Origin of the sequence: Pseudoalteromonas sp. S1727 (assembly GCF_005886375.1) — a bacterium.
In the GTDB taxonomy this organism is placed as follows: domain Bacteria; phylum Pseudomonadota; class Gammaproteobacteria; order Enterobacterales; family Alteromonadaceae; genus Pseudoalteromonas; species Pseudoalteromonas haloplanktis.
In genome coordinates this window covers 24,877-42,734 of the sequence record NZ_PNDT01000051.1, presented here as the reverse complement: position 1 = coordinate 42,734, position 17,858 = coordinate 24,877, and the positions used below count along the sequence as shown (strand labels likewise).

The 17,858-nt window shown below is 41.7% G+C and carries 9 protein-coding genes; 7 read left to right on the top strand and 2 right to left on the bottom strand.

Annotated features, from left to right (window positions below):
* Positions 1 to 334 precede the first annotated feature (334 nt).
* Both CWB85_RS12930 and CWB85_RS12925 read left to right on the top strand, forming a co-directional pair.
* Complete coding sequence (locus tag CWB85_RS12930) at positions 335 to 2,893, top strand: TonB-dependent receptor (RefSeq protein WP_138555110.1); 2,559 nt, start codon at positions 335 to 337, stop codon at positions 2,891 to 2,893.
* 211 nt (positions 2,894 to 3,104) lie between these two features.
* Positions 3,105 to 4,514 (top strand): TonB family protein, encoded by a 1,410-nt coding sequence (locus CWB85_RS12925; RefSeq protein ID WP_249314863.1) that lies wholly within the window; start codon positions 3,105 to 3,107, stop codon positions 4,512 to 4,514.
* On the opposite strand, the gene CWB85_RS12920 is transcribed toward CWB85_RS12925, so the two are convergent.
* Positions 4,495 to 6,648 carry a winged helix-turn-helix domain-containing protein gene (locus tag CWB85_RS12920; protein WP_016706933.1) on the bottom strand — a complete coding sequence of 718 codons (2,154 nt, stop codon included), beginning with the start codon at positions 6,646 to 6,648 and terminating at the stop codon, positions 4,495 to 4,497. The genes CWB85_RS12925 and CWB85_RS12920 overlap by 20 nt on opposite strands.
* Before the next feature lie 156 nt (positions 6,649 to 6,804).
* On the opposite strand from CWB85_RS12920, the gene CWB85_RS12915 reads away from it, so the two are divergent.
* From CWB85_RS12915 to CWB85_RS12900, 4 genes are all read left to right on the top strand, one after another.
* On the top strand, positions 6,805 to 9,429 hold the full coding sequence (locus tag CWB85_RS12915) for a TonB-dependent receptor (RefSeq protein ID WP_138555108.1): 2,625 nt from the start codon (positions 6,805 to 6,807) through the stop codon (positions 9,427 to 9,429).
* 93 nt (positions 9,430 to 9,522) lie between these two features.
* Positions 9,523 to 11,571: a S9 family peptidase gene (locus CWB85_RS12910; protein ID WP_138555107.1), complete on the top strand. Its 2,049-nt coding sequence runs from the start codon at positions 9,523 to 9,525 to the stop codon at positions 11,569 to 11,571.
* A gap of 185 nt (positions 11,572 to 11,756) precedes the next feature.
* A complete protein-coding gene (locus CWB85_RS12905; RefSeq protein WP_016706936.1) occupies positions 11,757 to 12,182 on the top strand; it encodes a hemerythrin domain-containing protein in 426 nt (141 codons plus the stop codon).
* 299 nt (positions 12,183 to 12,481) lie between these two features.
* A complete protein-coding gene (locus CWB85_RS12900) occupies positions 12,482 to 14,806 on the top strand; it encodes a TonB-dependent receptor domain-containing protein (RefSeq protein WP_016706938.1) in 2,325 nt (774 codons plus the stop codon).
* A 61-nt stretch (positions 14,807 to 14,867) separates the two neighbouring features.
* On the opposite strand, the gene CWB85_RS12895 is transcribed toward CWB85_RS12900, so the two are convergent.
* Positions 14,868 to 15,284, bottom strand: coding sequence for a hypothetical protein (locus CWB85_RS12895; RefSeq protein WP_016706939.1), 417 nt, complete (start codon positions 15,282 to 15,284; stop codon positions 14,868 to 14,870).
* A gap of 213 nt (positions 15,285 to 15,497) precedes the next feature.
* Here CWB85_RS12895 and CWB85_RS12890 point away from each other — a divergent pair, with 213 nt between their 5' ends.
* The gene (locus tag CWB85_RS12890) at positions 15,498 to 17,858 is read left to right on the top strand and encodes a TonB-dependent receptor (protein ID WP_138555106.1); all 2,361 of its coding nucleotides are present in this window, start codon (positions 15,498 to 15,500) and stop codon (positions 17,856 to 17,858) included.

The window sequence follows — 17,858 nt, the reverse complement described above, 5'->3', positions numbered from 1 at the left end:
ATAAAAAACAAGAAAAGATAAAACAAAACCATTGATATTGAACAACTTTAAATAACAAAACAATCATTCCTCTTTAAAATTCATTACTTTCACAACTATTCACTCCGATTCAAGACTCTGTTTTTTAAAAGGCGTTTAATAGAGTCACAAACAAAACAGCTGCGCTTATTTTTGCATGCGAAGCGGCCGTCATAAGCTAATTACTTAGTCGCCTATGTTTGTTTTTAGACAAGGGTCTTACCAAATTCGACAATTAAAAATGACTACATACGTACGAATGGTGAGCCCTCATTTGACACAACAAAATGAAGTTTTGATTCAAGGGGAATCGAGGATGTTAAAAGTAAAAATAAATAAACTGTATTTAGCAGTGACTGCATCACTAGTTACATCGGCATTGAGTTTACCTATGGTAGCGCACAGCGCTGAAGCTAAAAGCACTGACGAAGTGGAAGTGATCCAAGTTCGCGGTATTCGCGGTAGTGTTGTTAAATCACTCAATACTAAACGTTACTCAAATGCAATCGTAGATGCAGTTACCGCAGAGGACATCGGTAAATTCCCCGATCAAAATGTCGCAGAATCATTACAGCGAATAACCGGTGTTTCAATTAGCCGTAACTTTGGTGAAGGTGAGCGTGTGAGTATTCGTGGTACCAGTGAGAGCCAAAACCGTACCTTATTAAATGGCCAAGCCGTAGGATCTGCCGATTGGTGGACAAACTCAGCGGCAAGCCGTGGTTTTAACTATACGATGTTACCGTCTGAAATAGTCTCTGGGTTAGAGGTATACAAGTCGCCCGAAGCCGATATTGATGAAGGTTCAATTGGTGGTACTGTTATTGTACGTACTCGTAAACCACTTGATTTAGAAGCCAATAAATTTGCCGGTTCGGTACTTGCCCAGCACAGTGAAATTTCAGGCGAAACCGACCCACAACTTTCCGCTATGTATAACTTTAAAACGGACGATGAAACTTTCGGTGCGCTTATTTCATTAGTACGTCAACAGCGTAACTTACGCCGTGATGGAATTGAATCATGGAGCTGGGCAAAACGTGACATCACTTTAGCAGATGGTACTGAGTATAAAGGCGTGTACAGCCCTGGTGGCGGTGGTTCTGCAATGTTTTTACAAGAACGTGTACGTACCGGCATTAATTTAGCAATGCAGTACCGCCCTACCGAGCAACTTGATTTAACTTTTAATGCCCTTGATTCAACCCTTGAAGCAAACAATGAAAATCAAAACTTTCTTTGGTTACCGGGTTATGGTGGTTCGCAATACACTGACGTCACGCTAATCGAAAATGAGCAGGTTGGTACTATGCTTGTTGGCGGAACTTTAGGGTTATCACCCACTGCAAATAACATTTTAGACGAAACCAAAGTACGTAACTCTGAAATCAAAACTAAATCTTACGATTTAAAAGCCGATTATCAAGGTGAATTATGGCTAACCAGCGTCCATGTTGGTTATACCGAAGGGAGCGGCGGCTCTCAAGCTGACCGCAGCGTAGGCTGGGAGGGGAACTATGTACATAGCTTTGATACTTCCGCGGTTGAAGATGTACGTACTACTTATGGCGCAGATCCAGCTGACGGTAAAAACTGGGATTTAGGGTTCTTACGTTACGACAGTAATGACGCTAAAGACGATGAAACTTACCTGCAAGTCGATTTTACGCGCCCTGTTGACATCGCTGTCTTTAGTAAAGTGAAATTTGGATTAAAATATCGTGATCATTCACGTTTTAATACTAAACACACCACTGATAACCGTACTGATCTAGGCTGGAACCTTGCTGATTACTCCTTATCAATGCCGTCTGATTATTTATCAGGCCTTGGCTCTGACGGTACTTTACGTAATTATGCTATAACCGACTCTGATAAAGTTCGCCGCGAAGGTGATGCGCTGGATTGGAACTACCGAGTGCTCAAAGCCAGTACTTTTGAAGTTGAAGAAAAAATTACCGCAGGTTACGTAAAAGCAGATATCGATGTTGAAGGTATGCGCGGTAACTTAGGTGTACGTTTGGTACAAACACAACAATCGACTGCAGCTTATGTAGGTGAGAGTGGTTCTGAAGTATGGACTAATGATGACCGCGACTATTTTGATATTTTACCAAGTATCAATCTAGCGATCGATCTAGATGACGATGTGCTACTGCGCTTTAGTGCTGCACGTGTGATGTCTCGTCCTGATTATGCAGCAATGACGCCATCAACGTCGTATAACCTTGAAACTCAAACAGGCAGTGGCGGTAACCCAGATATCGATCCATATCGCGCAACGCAGTTTGATACTGGTGTTGAATGGTATTTTAGTGACGCAGGTTTATTCTCAGCGGTGGTATTTTATAAAGATATTCAATCATTTTTAGATGTTACACCTAACCTTGAAATACATGAGGGCGTTGAAATTTTAGTAAACCGCCCTACAAATGGTCGCTCAGGTCGTATCCAAGGCCTTGAGCTTGGTTATCAGCAAGAAATTTTTGATGGTTTTGGCTTAAATGCTAACTATACCTTTGTTGATGGTGAAGCTAAAGATGCCGATGGTAATGATACAATCATTCCTGGTAACTCTGAACATACTGTCAATTTAAGTACTTACTATGAAACAGAAACCTTTAGTACACGTATTTCATATAACTTCCGTACTGGCTACAACTCAGGCCAAGGTCATGGCTATGTTGATGATTATGGTCAGGTGGATGCAAACTTTACCTACAACGTAAATGATAACTTAGCCCTGGTATTAGAGGCAATTAACCTTACTGATGAACATACATTCAGTTACCAAGAAGAAGGTGTTCAACAAGCGTTAACAGGTGTGTACGCAGATGGCCGCCGTTTTGTAGCCGGAGTGCGTTTTAACTTTTAATTACCCATTTGTCGAACTCCAAGCTAACACAGGTATTCGACTCTCGCCAAGGATGGCAGGCCCCTATGCCCAGGGGTTTAAAGCAGGTAACCTTTTGGTTCCCTGCTTTTTTTATTAAATACTTGATAAGTTCGCGCTAGTAATAATAAACAAAACAAGTACAATCAATAGGTAAAAACGTTACACGAACAACATTGGCGAAGCATACTAGGTGTCAGCACACACAGTTATTAAACACACTCAACACACAGCAGGACTTTGTCGCTACAAATTCTTATTTGGATTGCTGTGTCTGCTGTTTATGTCCGATATTCGTGCTGACTTACTGAGTGCGACCCTTGACTACCATCAAGGAAACTTCAAAGAAGCACAACACGAATTTCAAAAGTTAGCGTATTTAGGTAATGCCGACGCAATTTATAATATCGCTGTAATGAATTTGCACGGCCAAGGTGTTGAAAAAAACAAAGCGCAAGCTTATGCCTGGTTTAGCTTAGCAGCAGATTTTGGGCTACTCGATGCGCGCGATACAGCGATGCTTATTGCAAGACAAAGTAATAATAAACAACCCCTTGACGACGCATATAATGCCTTATTAAAGCAACTTAGCTTTCAATGGTACGATCAACAATTACGGCCTGAGTTAAACGCCAGCCCCGCCCCACATGCAAGCCCACAGCGCAGCTACACTGTAGAACCCAAATACCCAGAGCACGCGTATCAAAATGGTATCGAAGGCTGGGTATGGCTTGAGTTTGATATAGATAAAAGCGGTGCTGTAACCGATATCTCCTTAATTGACTCCTACCCAAAAAAAACCTTTGATCAGGCCATTATTAATGCAGTAAAACGATGGCAATATCAAGGCGATAGCAAAACCTTGCCCTACTATAATCGTTCTTTGTTGTATCACTTCACCACGTTTAAGGGGAAACAATATGAACAAAGCTTTAAAAGCCAACAGCGTGAGTATAATGAGAAAATTTCTGATTTAATTGATGCCGCAGAGCAAGGAAATGCCTTAGTACAGTATTACATTGCTAATTGGTTAAGTTCAGAGGAATACAACGCCAGTCGATTATTAAAATACCACTGGCAACAAGCCAACGCCAATAGTGAATTATTACTGCGCTCGGCTGTTAACGGCTATGCCAATTCGCAATACCGCATTGGTGCGAATATGTTACGTGGTGAATATGGTAAAGTAGATCGCGAAAAAGGCTTAAATTGGATTTTACTTGCCGCTCAAAGTGGTTTTGCTAATGCACAGTACCGATTGGGGCAAGAACTGTTAAACAGTCAATATGTTGATTATGCACCTAATAAAGCTTTAACCTGGCTAAAAGCTGCAGCGGCGCAAGGATTATTCAGTGCTAAACGTGAACTTGCTTTATTACTCTTTGAATTAAAAAAGCCACCGCAACAAATCAACGAGGCCTTAAACGCAGCACTAGCTGTTGATAGTGAACACCCACAATTGTTATTACTTAAAGCGAAAATTCAAGCCGTCAGTAATAAACCACTGGCAGCTCAAAAGCTAGCTGCTAGTGCCCTTGAAGAAGCTCGAAATCGTAATTGGGATCAAAGCAATATAAAGCAGTTTATCGCGACACTGCCTTAATAGCTTTATGCAATAGAATATCTGTTTCAATACCATCCACTTGACTAAACACCACTTGGCGCCCATCCACCGAGCTACTAATATTTAGGTTAATATCGATATCAAAACCATACACCCCCAATTCTTTTATAAACACATTACGTTTTTGCTCAGTTAAATAACAGTACAGTGATAACTGGTGCCCTTGGCGTAATACATAGTAAATGCCGTGTTTAAATACCGCAGGTTTGAACAACTCAAGAGAGGGTAACAGCTGTGCTAGCGGAAGTTGCTGCTCCAACGCCGCGGATAAATAGTTACGCACCTGCATTTCATGCTCTAAATACGAGTTATTAAGCTGCCAAAGTGGGTGCTCATCATCAAGGCTTTCAAACGCAACGTTATCCTTTACTAAGGTGTTGCTTGTCAGTTGAATATCATAACGCCAGTCCTGCCATTGCAACTGCTCATTTGCACTTTGCTCATTTCTAACTTGGTAGTAAATACTGTGGCTATCTGCTGACCAATGCACACCATTTAATTGCTCAAAACCAGAAATAATAGGAACTAATCGCCGTGAAAAAGTATTGATCAAATAGATATTTTGTTGTTCATCCGCCAATAACACATTATCGCCATTCGGTGAGAAAAGCAGGTATTTAGGGATAATATCACTGGGTAAGGTAGCTATTAGGTTTGCGGTTTTGCGTTGTTTATGTTTTAACCACACCTCGATATGGGTAAAGCCTGTGATCCCTCTGCGCTGCAAAGAAATAAATGCCGTTTGTTGTCCGTCAGCAGATACAGCGGGCAAAATGTCCATGCGCGCAGACGACGATAATTGCATAGTATTTTGAATACTCGGAGCATCTTTACTTAAATCGAGTTCTATTTGATACAAATTAACTCGTGCTTGTCCTTGGGCATGCGCAATATCGCCGGTTCGCAAATTCACAGCTAAGTCTGCGACAAACCCCAAAGGTTGGTGAACTAACTGTTCATTACCTTGATAATCATAACGGCGTAATGCATCATCACCGAGCCAATAATAGCCCTGCTCACTGTCAAATAATAATGGCGCATGGCTGTGCCGACTGCGCTTTATTTCAGTGCGCTTCAGTGATTGTGTTAAATCCACTTCACTGACACTAAACCAGCCTTGATCTTTTTCGAGGATCAGCATTTTTTGCTGTTCATTGATATCAAACGTCAGTGGCTTAAAATCTCCTACAATCTGCTGCTCTAATAAGGTAGGCGCAGGTGAAAATGCCAAGGTATATTTGACTAATCGAGGCTGCTCATCTTGCCAATGTGTCGTGTAAATAGTGTTGTCGTCGACCCAATGTAATTTAGTCGGCCCATGGCGCTGCTGGCAACGAGTGAGTTTAAACTCAGGGCTTAAACGCCATGTTTCAATAGCATTAGAGACAGGAATAACTCGAATGTCGCAACTTAATGGATCATACCTAAAATAAGCCAGCCACTTTCCATCTGGCGACCACACCGGAGCCTCTTCTGAATAACCTGAGTTTTTAATACTGTGGACAGTCTTACTTTGTTGATCATAAACAGCTAAATCAAATTGGCTTTGTTGATCATTAGATTGGCTAAACGCTAAATAACGGCCATTAGGGGAATAACGTAAAAAGACTTCAGCACCAGGTGCTGACGTGATCCGTGATTGATACTCATAATTCAAACTGGGTGCTTTTGGAGCAAGTAAGAACTGACTAGCAAGTGTAACAATAGCTCCTAGCACTAACCCCAGCGTAAGAAATAAAGCCGAAGTACGCGGGGTGACTGGAGTCACTTTATCTAATAAAGTCGGTGCATCACTAACGTTGGCAATAAGCTGATAACCGACACGCGGAACTGTGCGAATAAACGTTGCAGTATTTTTATCATCCTGCAGACTTTTTCTAAGTTGAGTTACCAGCTGACTCACTGAGTTATCGCTCACTACAACATTAGGCCAAAGCGTGTCCATAATTATATCGCGCGATACTGCGCTGCCTTGGTGCTCTAGTAACAACTTTAATAACACTAACTGCTTTGCTTCGATTGCACGCCAACGCCCTGCGACCTTTACTTTTAGGGCAACAAAATCAACGAGTACATCGTTGAGGAGTAACTGTTTTAGTTCGGTTGTTGGCATCGGTTAATTTTACACACGTTAATCTATGGTTAAATCAGTCAAGAAAGCGTACTATATACAAATACGGTACATAGTAGCATAGTCCCTTGGTGTATTCTTATTTTATAGGTAGTTATCACTGCTAGTTTTTCTCATGTTGTTCAAGTTGGGTTTAGTATGACAATAAAAATAAAAAAACTTGTTAACATAGCGCTCATTGTCAGCGCATTCAACACACTTAACGTACGTGCTAATCAACCCCTTAATGCAGAGCAAGATCAGTTAGAAACAATTCAAATTCGCGGCTTTCATGACAGCGCTATCAAATCACTACGAGATAAGCGTGATAGTCAGTCAATCATAGAGGCAATCACCGCACAAGATATCGGTAAATTCCCTGATAAGAATGTCGCGGAAGCCTTGCAACGTATCACTGGTATTTCACTCTCGCGTGTTCAAGGTGAAGGTGAACGAGTGGGAGTTCGCGGCACAACACCCGAACAAAATCGCACTTTTTTAAATGGTCAAGCAATTGCCTCTGCGGATTGGTGGATCTCAACCCAGCCTAATCGTGGCTTTAATTACACACTATTACCCGCTGATCTCGTATCCTCTTTGGAAGTCTATAAAACCCCGCAAGCAGATCATAATGAAGGCTCTTTAGGCGGCTCTGTTAATATTAAAACGCAACGACCTTTGCATACGCAAAGTAATCAGTTTGTTACCAATGCACAAGTGCAATACAATGATTTATCAGGTGAATTTGATCCGCAGCTCGCTCTGTTTTATAACTGGACTAACCCCAGTAAAGATTTCGGTACCTTGATAACCTTTACTCGCAACCAACGCTCTTTACGTCGTGATGGACTTGAGTCGTGGGGCTGGCATGAACAAAGCTTTCAACAACATAGCGATGGCACTTTATCTGCAAGCGACGCTGGCACGGCTGATATTAAAAACATTTGGACACCCGGTGGTGGTGGCTCAGCAATATTTCAGCAACAGCGCATATTGACCAGTGCCACCGCCAACTTTGAGTACCAGCCTAGTTTAGATTGGAATATCCAACTTAACACGCTGTATTCTGTTTTGAACGCCGATAACAATAACCAAAACTTTTTATGGCAGCCTAGTAGTGTATTTGCCCGAGGCGGTCGTATCAGCGATGCAAGGATCATTGATAATACGCTTGCTTTTGCGCGCTATTCAACAGTCCCCGAGCAAAACGAGCAGAATTTACCCTTTAGTACCGCCATGGAAGCAATTTGGCGAGAGTCCGAAATAAGCACCAGTAGTGTGCATTTAATTGTCAGTCAGCAAACACATCTTTGGCAAAACCAATACCAAATCGGTTTTACTAAAGGCGGTGGCGGTTCAAAACAAGATCACACCTCACAATTTTCAGCCAATACAGCTTATACCGTTGATACCACTGAACGTAAAAATATAATCGCAAACTATGATGTGTCGCCTCTTGATGCCCAAGCTTGGCAATTAACGCAAGCGCGTAACGACAGCCAAGATTCAAACGACCAAGAATTATATATACAAGGTGACTTTGAACGCGCAATTGATCACTCAATCATCAGTGCTATAAAAATAGGTAGCAAGTACCGCGATCATCAACGCGATTTTATTCGTTTACGCTCACTCAATGGCGATTATGACGGTATTGCTCAACAATTCGGTTGGACACTTGCTGATTATCCCGCAACTTTTCCAGCTGGTTTTTTATCCAACATAGGCAGTCAACAAACTCTCAAACAATACAGTTATGCCGATATCAACGCACTCTCAGATGACTTTAAAACTATCGATTTTGTACAACAAGAAGAAAAAGCCAGCCGCTTTGATATTCAAGAGCGTACTATCGCAGGTTATGTTAAATTAATGCTCGATGGTAATGACTATCGTGCTAACTTAGGGGTACGCGTTGTTAATACCAATCAAGATGCTGGTGCTTATAAACGTATTGGCTCACCAATTGAGCAGCAAGAAAACTTTGTGTGGCAGCAACACAGTAAAAACTATATAGATATCTTACCCAGTGCCAATATCAGTTTTGATTTAAGTGAGGACTTAATTGCCCGAGTGAGCGCCGCGCGAGTGATGTCACGTCCTCAGTATAACCATTTAATGCCGTCAACTAATTACAATGTCACCCAAGCGCAAGGTCAAGGCGGCAACCCTGACTTAGATCCTTACCGTGCCAATCAGTTTGATCTAAGTGTTGAATGGTACTTTGACGATGCCGCGTTGCTTTCGGTTGCATTGTTTAACAAAGATGTTGAATCCTTTGTCGAATTTAAACGCACCATTGAACAACATGAAGGTATTGATATGACCATAGACAGGCCAATCAATGGCAGTGGCGGCACAATTCGCGGCGTAGAAATTGGCTACCAACAAGAACTTATTTATGGTTTTGGTTTGATCACTAACTATACCTTTGTCGATGGCGACCGCACAGACAGTATCTCAGGGCGAGAAGATTATGTGCCAGGCACTTCAAAGCATACAATAAATTTAGCCAGTTACTACGAAAATGACTGGTTAAGTTCGCGTTTGGCGTATAACTACCGTACTCATTTTGCCACAGGCGTTGGTGAAACCATGATGGATGACTTTGGCCAACTTGACGGCAGTATTACTTTCAAGCTCTCTGGCAAGCTTGATTTTGTAGTCGAAGCAATTAATCTCACCAATGAAATCACCTACCTGTATGAGCGTAACGAATACGCACCAACAGGTATTTATCAAAATGGTCGTCGTTTCTATTTTGGTGTTCGTTACAGCCATTAATCGATAGTCTTTGGTGGTTAATCGCATATTTTCGTCATTGACGAGCCATTGATATATTCTGTCCTGATAATTAAAACAAGCGAAGGAAAAACCATGCTAAAAACTAGCTTAGCGCTAGCCATTGGACTTTCAAGTTCATTGGCAGTTGCTGCCACATCGTTAACTGTTGAAGATATTCCGAAAATTCAATCTGTGCTGCAAACCAGTATTAGTCCTGATGGTGATTCAGTGGCATTTACCCGCTCTGTCCCCCGTGAATTATACGTCGATGAAAATGGCACTAATTATAGCGAACTCTATGTTGTTGATGACGAAGGTGTTGAGCGCCCTTTCATTACAGGCTCTGTAAGTATCAAAAGTATTCAATGGTCAAACGACAGCAAAAACATTTACTTTTTAGCTAAGCTAAAAGACGACAAATTCACCGCTTTATACCAAATTCCGGTCGATGGTGGTCAAGCACAAAAAGTGCTATCACTAAAAGACACATCCATTTCAAGCTATCAGTTAAGCCCTAACAATAAACAACTGGCTATTTTAGCTATGCCAGCAGCTGATAAGTCAGAGAAAGAGCTAAAAAAACTCGGCTTTATGGCTGAAGTCTATGAGCTTGGCTTAAAGGATAAACAACTGTTTATTGTTGATTTAGCCAAAGCCGACAAGCCATTAACCCCAACACCGCTAAACGTTGCTAATTATGTCAGCGATGTAAACTGGGCTGCAAATGGCGAAAAGTTGCTAGTTAAAACCCAGCCTACAGCGCTGATAGACGATAAATACACTAAATCACAATGGCATTTATTCGATATTGCTAGCAACCAAGTAACCATGTCATTTGCCACTGAAGGTAAACTTGATGGTGCTGAGCTTTCTCATGATGGCCGTTATATCGCAATCTTAGGTGCTGAAGATAAACACGATCCAGCGACTGGGCGCTTATTCTTAGCGGATACTAAAACCGGTGAAGTAACCGACTGGTTACCCAATTTTATGGGTCATGTAGTTGATTTTGAATGGTCTAATAAACGTAATACGTTAAACTTTATTGCAAATGTAGGCACACACAGCTTTGTCGCGAGCATTAAAACTGGTTCAAACAAGTACAAAAAGATTATCAACGAGGGTGAATTCATTGCCTCAAACCTGAGCATTTCAGATTCCGATAAAACCTTAGCACTGCGCGGCAACACTGCTGTGCACCCAAATGAAGTGTTCATTATCCGTGGCACTAAAGCTCAGCGTTTAACCGATTCAAACACATGGTTGGGTGACAAACGTTTTGCAAAGCAAGAAACTATCTCACTTAAAGCCCGTGATGGTGTGGAAATTGATGGTGTGCTTGTCTACCCGCTTGATTACAAAAAAGGCACACGTTACCCATTGATCATGTCTGTGCACGGTGGTCCTGAAAGCCATGATAAAGATGGTTGGGTAACTAACTATTCTCGCCCTGGTCAAATGGGTGCAGCACGAGGTTATGCTGTGTTTTACCCTAACTACCGCGGCTCTACCGGTAAAGGGGTAGATTATTCTAAACTAGGCCAAAACGATTATGCTGGTAAAGAGTTTGACGATTTAGTTGATTTTAAAGATCACCTTGTTGAAATGGGCTTAGTGGATGCAAAACGTGTTGGTATTACCGGTGGTTCATACGGTGGTTATGCATCGGCGTGGGGCGCGACTAAGCTGACAGAACACTTTGCAGCAAGTGTGATGTTTGTGGGCGTGACCAATCAACTTTCTAAGTTTGGTACGACTGATATTTCCAATGAAATGAACCTTGTTCACGCTCGTTCATACCCGTGGGATAAATGGCAGTGGTATTTAGAGCGCAGCCCTATTTACTGGGCTGGTCAATCGAAAACACCGCTACTGATCATGCACGGTAAAGACGACCCGCGCGTACACCCTGCACAATCAATGGAGCTTTACCGTTATATGAAAGTGCAAGGTAAAGATGTACGTCTTGTATACTACCCAGGTGAAGGACATGGTAACCGTAAAGTTGCTGCACAATACGATTACAGCTTACGCTTAATGCGTTGGATGGATAATTACTTAATTGATGGCAACAAAGATATGCCAGCGTTTGAAATTGACCATGCAGCCAAACTAAAAGCGGTAAAAGACGCAAACAAGTAATACTTAATCTTATTTATTGACAGGCCAACCACAGTGTTGGCCTTTTTCATTTTAACCTGTAATTTTTACATTACACGACTAATAACTCGGAATGAAAAAATAAAATAACCTTATAAAACAGAGCTTTAAATTGTGGCTTATCACTTGCTTCTATTAATTGTATATAAGTTAAAAAAGGGCAAATTATGAATATTTTTGAAGCACTGCGTAACGATCATGATAAACAACGTTCGCTTGTTGATGCGCTTATTGAAACGCATGGAGATTCCCCCAATCGCCAATCGCTGATGGATAACTTAAAACTTGAACTAGAAGAGCATGCCAAGTTTGAAGAACGTTATTTTTATACTCCTTTAATGTTTGATGACTTAACCCATGAAAAAGCCCGCCATGGTATCGCCGAACATCATGAACTTGACGAGTTAATTGAACAACTTGAAGAAACCGATATGAGTTCATCGGCATGGCTGGTAACGGCAAAAAAGCTTCATCATCTTGTTCATCACCATCTAGCTGAAGAAGAGCATGAAATCTTTCAACTCGCAGGCAAAGCACTAAGCGAAGAACAAAAGCAGAGTTTAGCAGTAAAATATAACAATGCGATGAATTAAATTGTCCAAGGGGGGATGCGTCCCCTCGCTATAACACATTCGTGTCTACGGTGTTTTGCTCATTAAACATTTTCATGACTAAGTAAAAAGCCAATATCCTCGTCACCAGATTTTTGCCTATATCATCACCAACCACTATTTTAGCAAGCAACTCCCCTACCTGACTTTAAAGTGAATATTATTCACTAAATGTAAATATTTTACTCACACAATTGAACATGCAACTGATAATTGTTATCATGCCGAACATGGTTACTAATTAGATTTATAATCTTTATTCTTTTCATGAAGGAAGTACAATGAAATCCCGCCCGCTTTATTTGGCCTCACTGATCAGCACATTATTAACCTCTACAGCCCTTATTGCTGATGATGATACTGCTGAAAATATGGAAGTTATGGTTGTGACCGCATCAGGTTACGAGCAAAAATTAATTGATGCACCTGCAAGTGTCTCGGTTGTATCTCGCGAAGATCTCCAAAATAAGCCATTCACCAGCCTTGCTGATGCACTTAGAGATATCGAAGGTATTGATGTCGGTGCGGGACAAGATAAAAACGGTAACATCAGTATTACTATGCGTGGTTTACCAGCTAACTATACTTTGGTACTTATTGATGGTCGACGTCAAAGTGATGTAGGTAATATTGGTCCAAACAACTTTGGTAATAGCCAATTTATGTACATGCCACCACTTGAAGCCATTGAGCGAATTGAAGTGGTACGTGGACCAATGTCAACGTTATACGGTGCTGATGCCATCGGTGGTGTTATCAATATTATTACCCGTAAAAACCTTGATACTACTCATGGTAGCGTTACTGTAAGCAGTAATATTCAAACCGACGATCAATACGGTAATGATAACAAAGTTGATATGTACTTAACTGGCCCAACTGGTGTTCAAGGCTTAACCTACGGTATTCGTGGAAGTTTTTACGACCGTCAAGAAAGTGAACCAACATACAGTGAAAGTTTACCATTACCAGATGGCAGCATGTGGGTCGATGACGGTAGCTTTGGTGATAAAAAAATTGTCGCGGCACGTAACTGGAATGCCGGTGCAACAGTAAACTACCTGATCAATAATCAAAACGAAATTACGTTTGAATACGATATAGCTAAACAACGCTATGATAACACCGAAGGTCAAACTGGTACGTTAGATAGTCCTGTGAGTTTATGGCGTATTAGTGGTGGAGTTGTGCAACCACGAGTTGGCTATACTCCTTATCAACGTGTAGAACGTGAACAATTTGTATTGGCGCATGTTGGTCGCTACGATGCGGGTACACTCACCAGCAGCATCACTCAAAGCAGCAGCGAAAACTTTGGTCGCTCATTACCACTGACAGTACAAGAGCGCTTAGGTGTTCAAGCTATTTGGGATCAGGCTGTACAAGATCAAGGTACCGACAAGCCTGATTTAACGGATGAAATATACGCCCAGTTAGATGAAACTTTTTTACCTCGTCCACTGCGTACTTTAAAACTTGATAATTTAATTATTGATACCAAGTTTGAATCAAGCATAGATAACCACTATTTTGTAATTGGCGCGCAGTATTTTGATGCCGAAATGGAAGATGGGGTTTTTGGTATGTACGGTGATGGCTTCCGTGAAGGGACGACTCAAGATCACCGTCAAACAGCTGTATTTGCTGAAGATAACTGGGAAATCACATCGGATCTAACGGCTACTTTTGGCGCACGATATGATCATCATAATATTTTTGGCTCACAAGTCAGTCCGCGTGCTTACTTAGCTTACTCACCTGCTGATGAGTGGACGTTTAAGGGCGGTATCAGCACAGGTTATAAAACACCTGAGCCAAACCAATTATTCTCAGGGATCACTGGCTTTGGTGGTCAAGGCACAAAACCATTTGTTGGCACACCCGACTTACAACCTGAGACCAGCGTAAACTACGAAATGGCCGCTTACTTTAATGGTAATGATAACTTTAGCGGTAATATCACTATGTTTTACAATGATTTTAAAGACAAAATCATTAACCAAGACAACTTACCTAACTGTGAAATAGCCATCGGTGATGAGCCATGTGTTGAAATTGGTGCAGGTTGGGCTGATATTGGTAGCACGACATTTACTCAAGCAGCTAATGTTGATAAATCAGTCACTCGCGGTGTTGAAGTTGCTGCTAATTGGCAAATTATTGATACCCTAGCACTACGCGGTAATTTTACTTACACCGACAGCGAAGTAAAAAGTGGTCGTGATGAAGGGCTACCGTTAGTTAATACACCTAAAAATATGTATAACTTAACCCTTGCATGGAAACCATTAGATGATTTGAGTATTTCACTTATTTCTGAAATTCGCAGTGATCGTTACCGTGGTACAGCCAATGTGTCTGGTCCACAAGGCCCTGAAACTCAAAAACTGTATTACAAAGCTTATGACTTATACCATTTAGCTGCGAGCTATAAAATTAATGAAAGCTTAGCATTAAATGCACGTATCAATAATCTGCTAGATGATGATCTATCAAGTCGCACTTGCTTACTTGCAGCATCTGAAGAAGAGTACGAATGTACCTCAGATTATAATACCACCCAAAAAGCACGTAGCTTCTGGGTATCTATGAGCTATAGTTTTTAATTCATAGTTGTTATAAACACAAAAGCCCAGCATCGCTGGGCTTTTTGTTTTTTTAGTTAAATTATGATTTTACGGTAAACTTTGTATCTTCATCACGTAGCATATATAACGCAAAACAAGCTGCCCACATTGGCCATGCGGCGAAGAATAATAAGTTATTAAAGCCATCCAGATACTGCGCGTATGATGACAGTGTCGACGCGCCATGCATCAAAAATATTAGTCCATAAGTAATACGCTTTTTAATACCAGCCATAAAACCGAGTACTAAAATCAATTGCAATGCACCTAGAATATAGGCAACTATGTCAGTAGAGCCACTGATCCCATAGAAGTGCTCAAAAATTCGCGCGCTGTGCCCTGGGTTTACAAACTTATCTAAAGTCCACATCAGCATTACTACAAATACGCCTAAGCGTAATGAAAAAAGTGACCACTGCAGACGATTTTTTAGATCCGATGAGAAAGATTGAGACATTAAATTTCCTTAAACAAGAGTTGTCATTTCAATTAGTGAGTTTAACAAGACCGTGTAAGCCACATTTTATTACACACAAACTTATTTATTTTCAGCATTCGGCTATGCTAATTAAGTGATTAATATTTAAAAAAGTAATAAAAACACTGAAATATATTTCTAAAAGCCAAGGTCTTTATTCCCGTAACTGATATTTAACAGCGGTAAATACATTTGAAATACACCTATTTAGCTTTATCCATCGCCATGACTTTGCAACTGCCATGTGCCTTTGCGGCGCAAGAAAGTTCTCAACCAACGACCAGCTCAATTATCGAAGTGATTGAAGTCTCTAGTCAGGTCATAAATGAGCAAGGCTTTTCGCCAAAAAATACATCTGTTGATGGCCCGTTTGGTGATAATTTAGCACTGGCTGATATTGCTCGAGCAGTCACTCCAATCACCAGCGATATGATTGAACAGCTTAATATCACCACTTTACAAGATGTGTTAGCTGTGAGCCCAAATAGCTATTCAGCCAGTGGTTTTGGTGCGCCAAGCTTACCTACTCTGCGCGGTCAATTAGGTGAGCTGTATCAAGACGGAACTCGTCGTCAAGCAGGTAATAATGGCTTTGGTGTGCCGCTGTCGTTTAATGCAATAGAGCAAATAGATGTAGTAAAAGGTGCACCGCCGGTATTATTTGGTAGCAGCCAGCGTAATGGCGGTTTTGTTAACTTGCACTCTAAAGCAGCCAATACACAAACGGCACAAGGCAAAGTATTACTTTCTGCCGGACGCTGGGATCAATACCGTGCCCAAGTTGATTACAGCGCCCCCATTGTTGAAGGAAAAAGCGGTTTTAGAGTCAGTGCAGAGCACGTTGATAACGGCAGTTTTTATGATTATGCCGGCCTTAAAAGTGACAGCCTGTTTGCTGCGCTGCGCTTTTTACCCGACGATAAAAGCAGCTGGGATATCAACTTTGAACTATACCAAGTCGAATTTACCGACAACGCCGGTATTAACCGCCCTACCCAAGCTCTGATCGATGACGGACTTTATATAACAGGCCAAGGTGTGCAAGCTAACGGCAGCACCATTGCGGGTGCTGGTGCGATTGTCTCACCCACAGGGCAGGTTGTGATCCCACGTAGTACCGTACTCACGGATCCTGAAAATCAAAATGAAGCCACCACGTATTTGCTACACAGCATCTACAAGCGTGAGTTATCATCACAAACCACGCTTAAAAACATTAGTTATTTTCAGCACTTACAACGTGATGAAATCGCACAAAACAGTTTTGTGGAAATTATAGATGGCGCAGATACGGCGCAAAACCGCACAGAGGTAAGCCATCAATGGAATAGCCAGCAAAGTAGTATTTTTGCCTTTGATGTGCGCTTTAATGAAGTAAAAGGCTACAGCCAATTTACCACCGAAGCCGACTTACCGATTGATTTAACTGGCCCACTTGAAAACCGTCGCATTCCTTTAACCGCTGAGCAGCAAGCACGACTCGTTGAACTGCGTCCTGGCGTTTATGTATCCCCTGGTGGTCAATACGATATAAATAATGATGGCATTGGAGACTTCTCACTTTCAGACACCACTGATTCCACTAGTTGGCAAACCGGCATTGCGATACAACACGACAGCCAATGGAGCAACAGTTTGCGCACTAGCATTGGGTACCGCCTTGATTATTATGATGTAACCGCGGGCGATCCGATTGCACCACAAGGACAAATTGCAGCCCGTGATAATATTTACGAAACCTTGCATTCAGGCCAAGCAAGTATTAACTATAAACTCGCTGAAGAACTGACCAGTTACTTAGCGGCTAGTTATAATCAAGCTACTTCAAACAGCATGGCAGGTGGCACTACGCTTGGCAGTGATAATAAAATCAGTGCACAAAATTTTGCCACCGATAATACCCTTGCTGAAATCGGTTTAAAGTACAGCCCAAATGACAGCCCATGGTATATAGATGGCGCGTTATTTAACCAACGTCGGAGCTTACGAAACCGTGATGGCAGTAATACCGGTATCCGCACTCAAGGTTTTGAGACTCAAGCTTTTTATGATGCACAACCATTTTGGTTAAGTGCCGGTTACAGCTATATTGATGCCCGTTACGATAACTCTGCTAGCAGCCAAGATTCTAGCCAAGTGGCTGATGCCTTTGACGATTCACGCCCAGATATCATTAATGGTACAGGTGTTGGCGCACCTAACTTTGCCTCCTTTGCACCGTCAACTCGTCGTGTGCAAGGCATACCTGAGCAATCGCTTAGCCTCAACGGTGGCTGGTTTATCTCTGAACAATGGCAAGTTGGGGTTGGTGGTATTTATACAAAAAGCTACCCGCTTGATTACTTGGCCACCGTGAATATTCGCGATCAATATACGATTAATCTTAATACTAGCTATGAAATAAGCCCGCAGACGAAACTACGTTTAGATGTTAATAATGTCACTAACCAAGATAACTGGCGCCCTGTATTTGAAGGCGGCTACTTTGGCTCTACCTTAGTATTTCCTGAGTTACCGATTAATGCCAAGCTGACTTTTCAGCACAGCTTTTAA

What these genes read in the sequence shown, in the direction of transcription:
- CWB85_RS12930 (WP_138555110.1), top strand. Translation starts at nt 335, where the DNA reads ATGTTAAAAGTAAAAATAAATAAACTGTATTTAGCAGTGACTGCATCA.
- CWB85_RS12920 (WP_016706933.1), bottom strand. Translation starts at nt 6,648, where the DNA reads ATGCCAACAACCGAACTAAAACAGTTACTCCTCAACGATGTACTCGTT.
- CWB85_RS12915 (WP_138555108.1), top strand. Translation starts at nt 6,805, where the DNA reads ATGACAATAAAAATAAAAAAACTTGTTAACATAGCGCTCATTGTCAGC.
- CWB85_RS12910 (WP_138555107.1), top strand. Translation starts at nt 9,523, where the DNA reads ATGCTAAAAACTAGCTTAGCGCTAGCCATTGGACTTTCAAGTTCATTG.
- CWB85_RS12905 (WP_016706936.1), top strand. Translation starts at nt 11,757, where the DNA reads ATGAATATTTTTGAAGCACTGCGTAACGATCATGATAAACAACGTTCG.
- CWB85_RS12900 (WP_016706938.1), top strand. Translation starts at nt 12,482, where the DNA reads ATGAAATCCCGCCCGCTTTATTTGGCCTCACTGATCAGCACATTATTA.
- CWB85_RS12895 (WP_016706939.1), bottom strand. Translation starts at nt 15,284, where the DNA reads ATGTCTCAATCTTTCTCATCGGATCTAAAAAATCGTCTGCAGTGGTCA.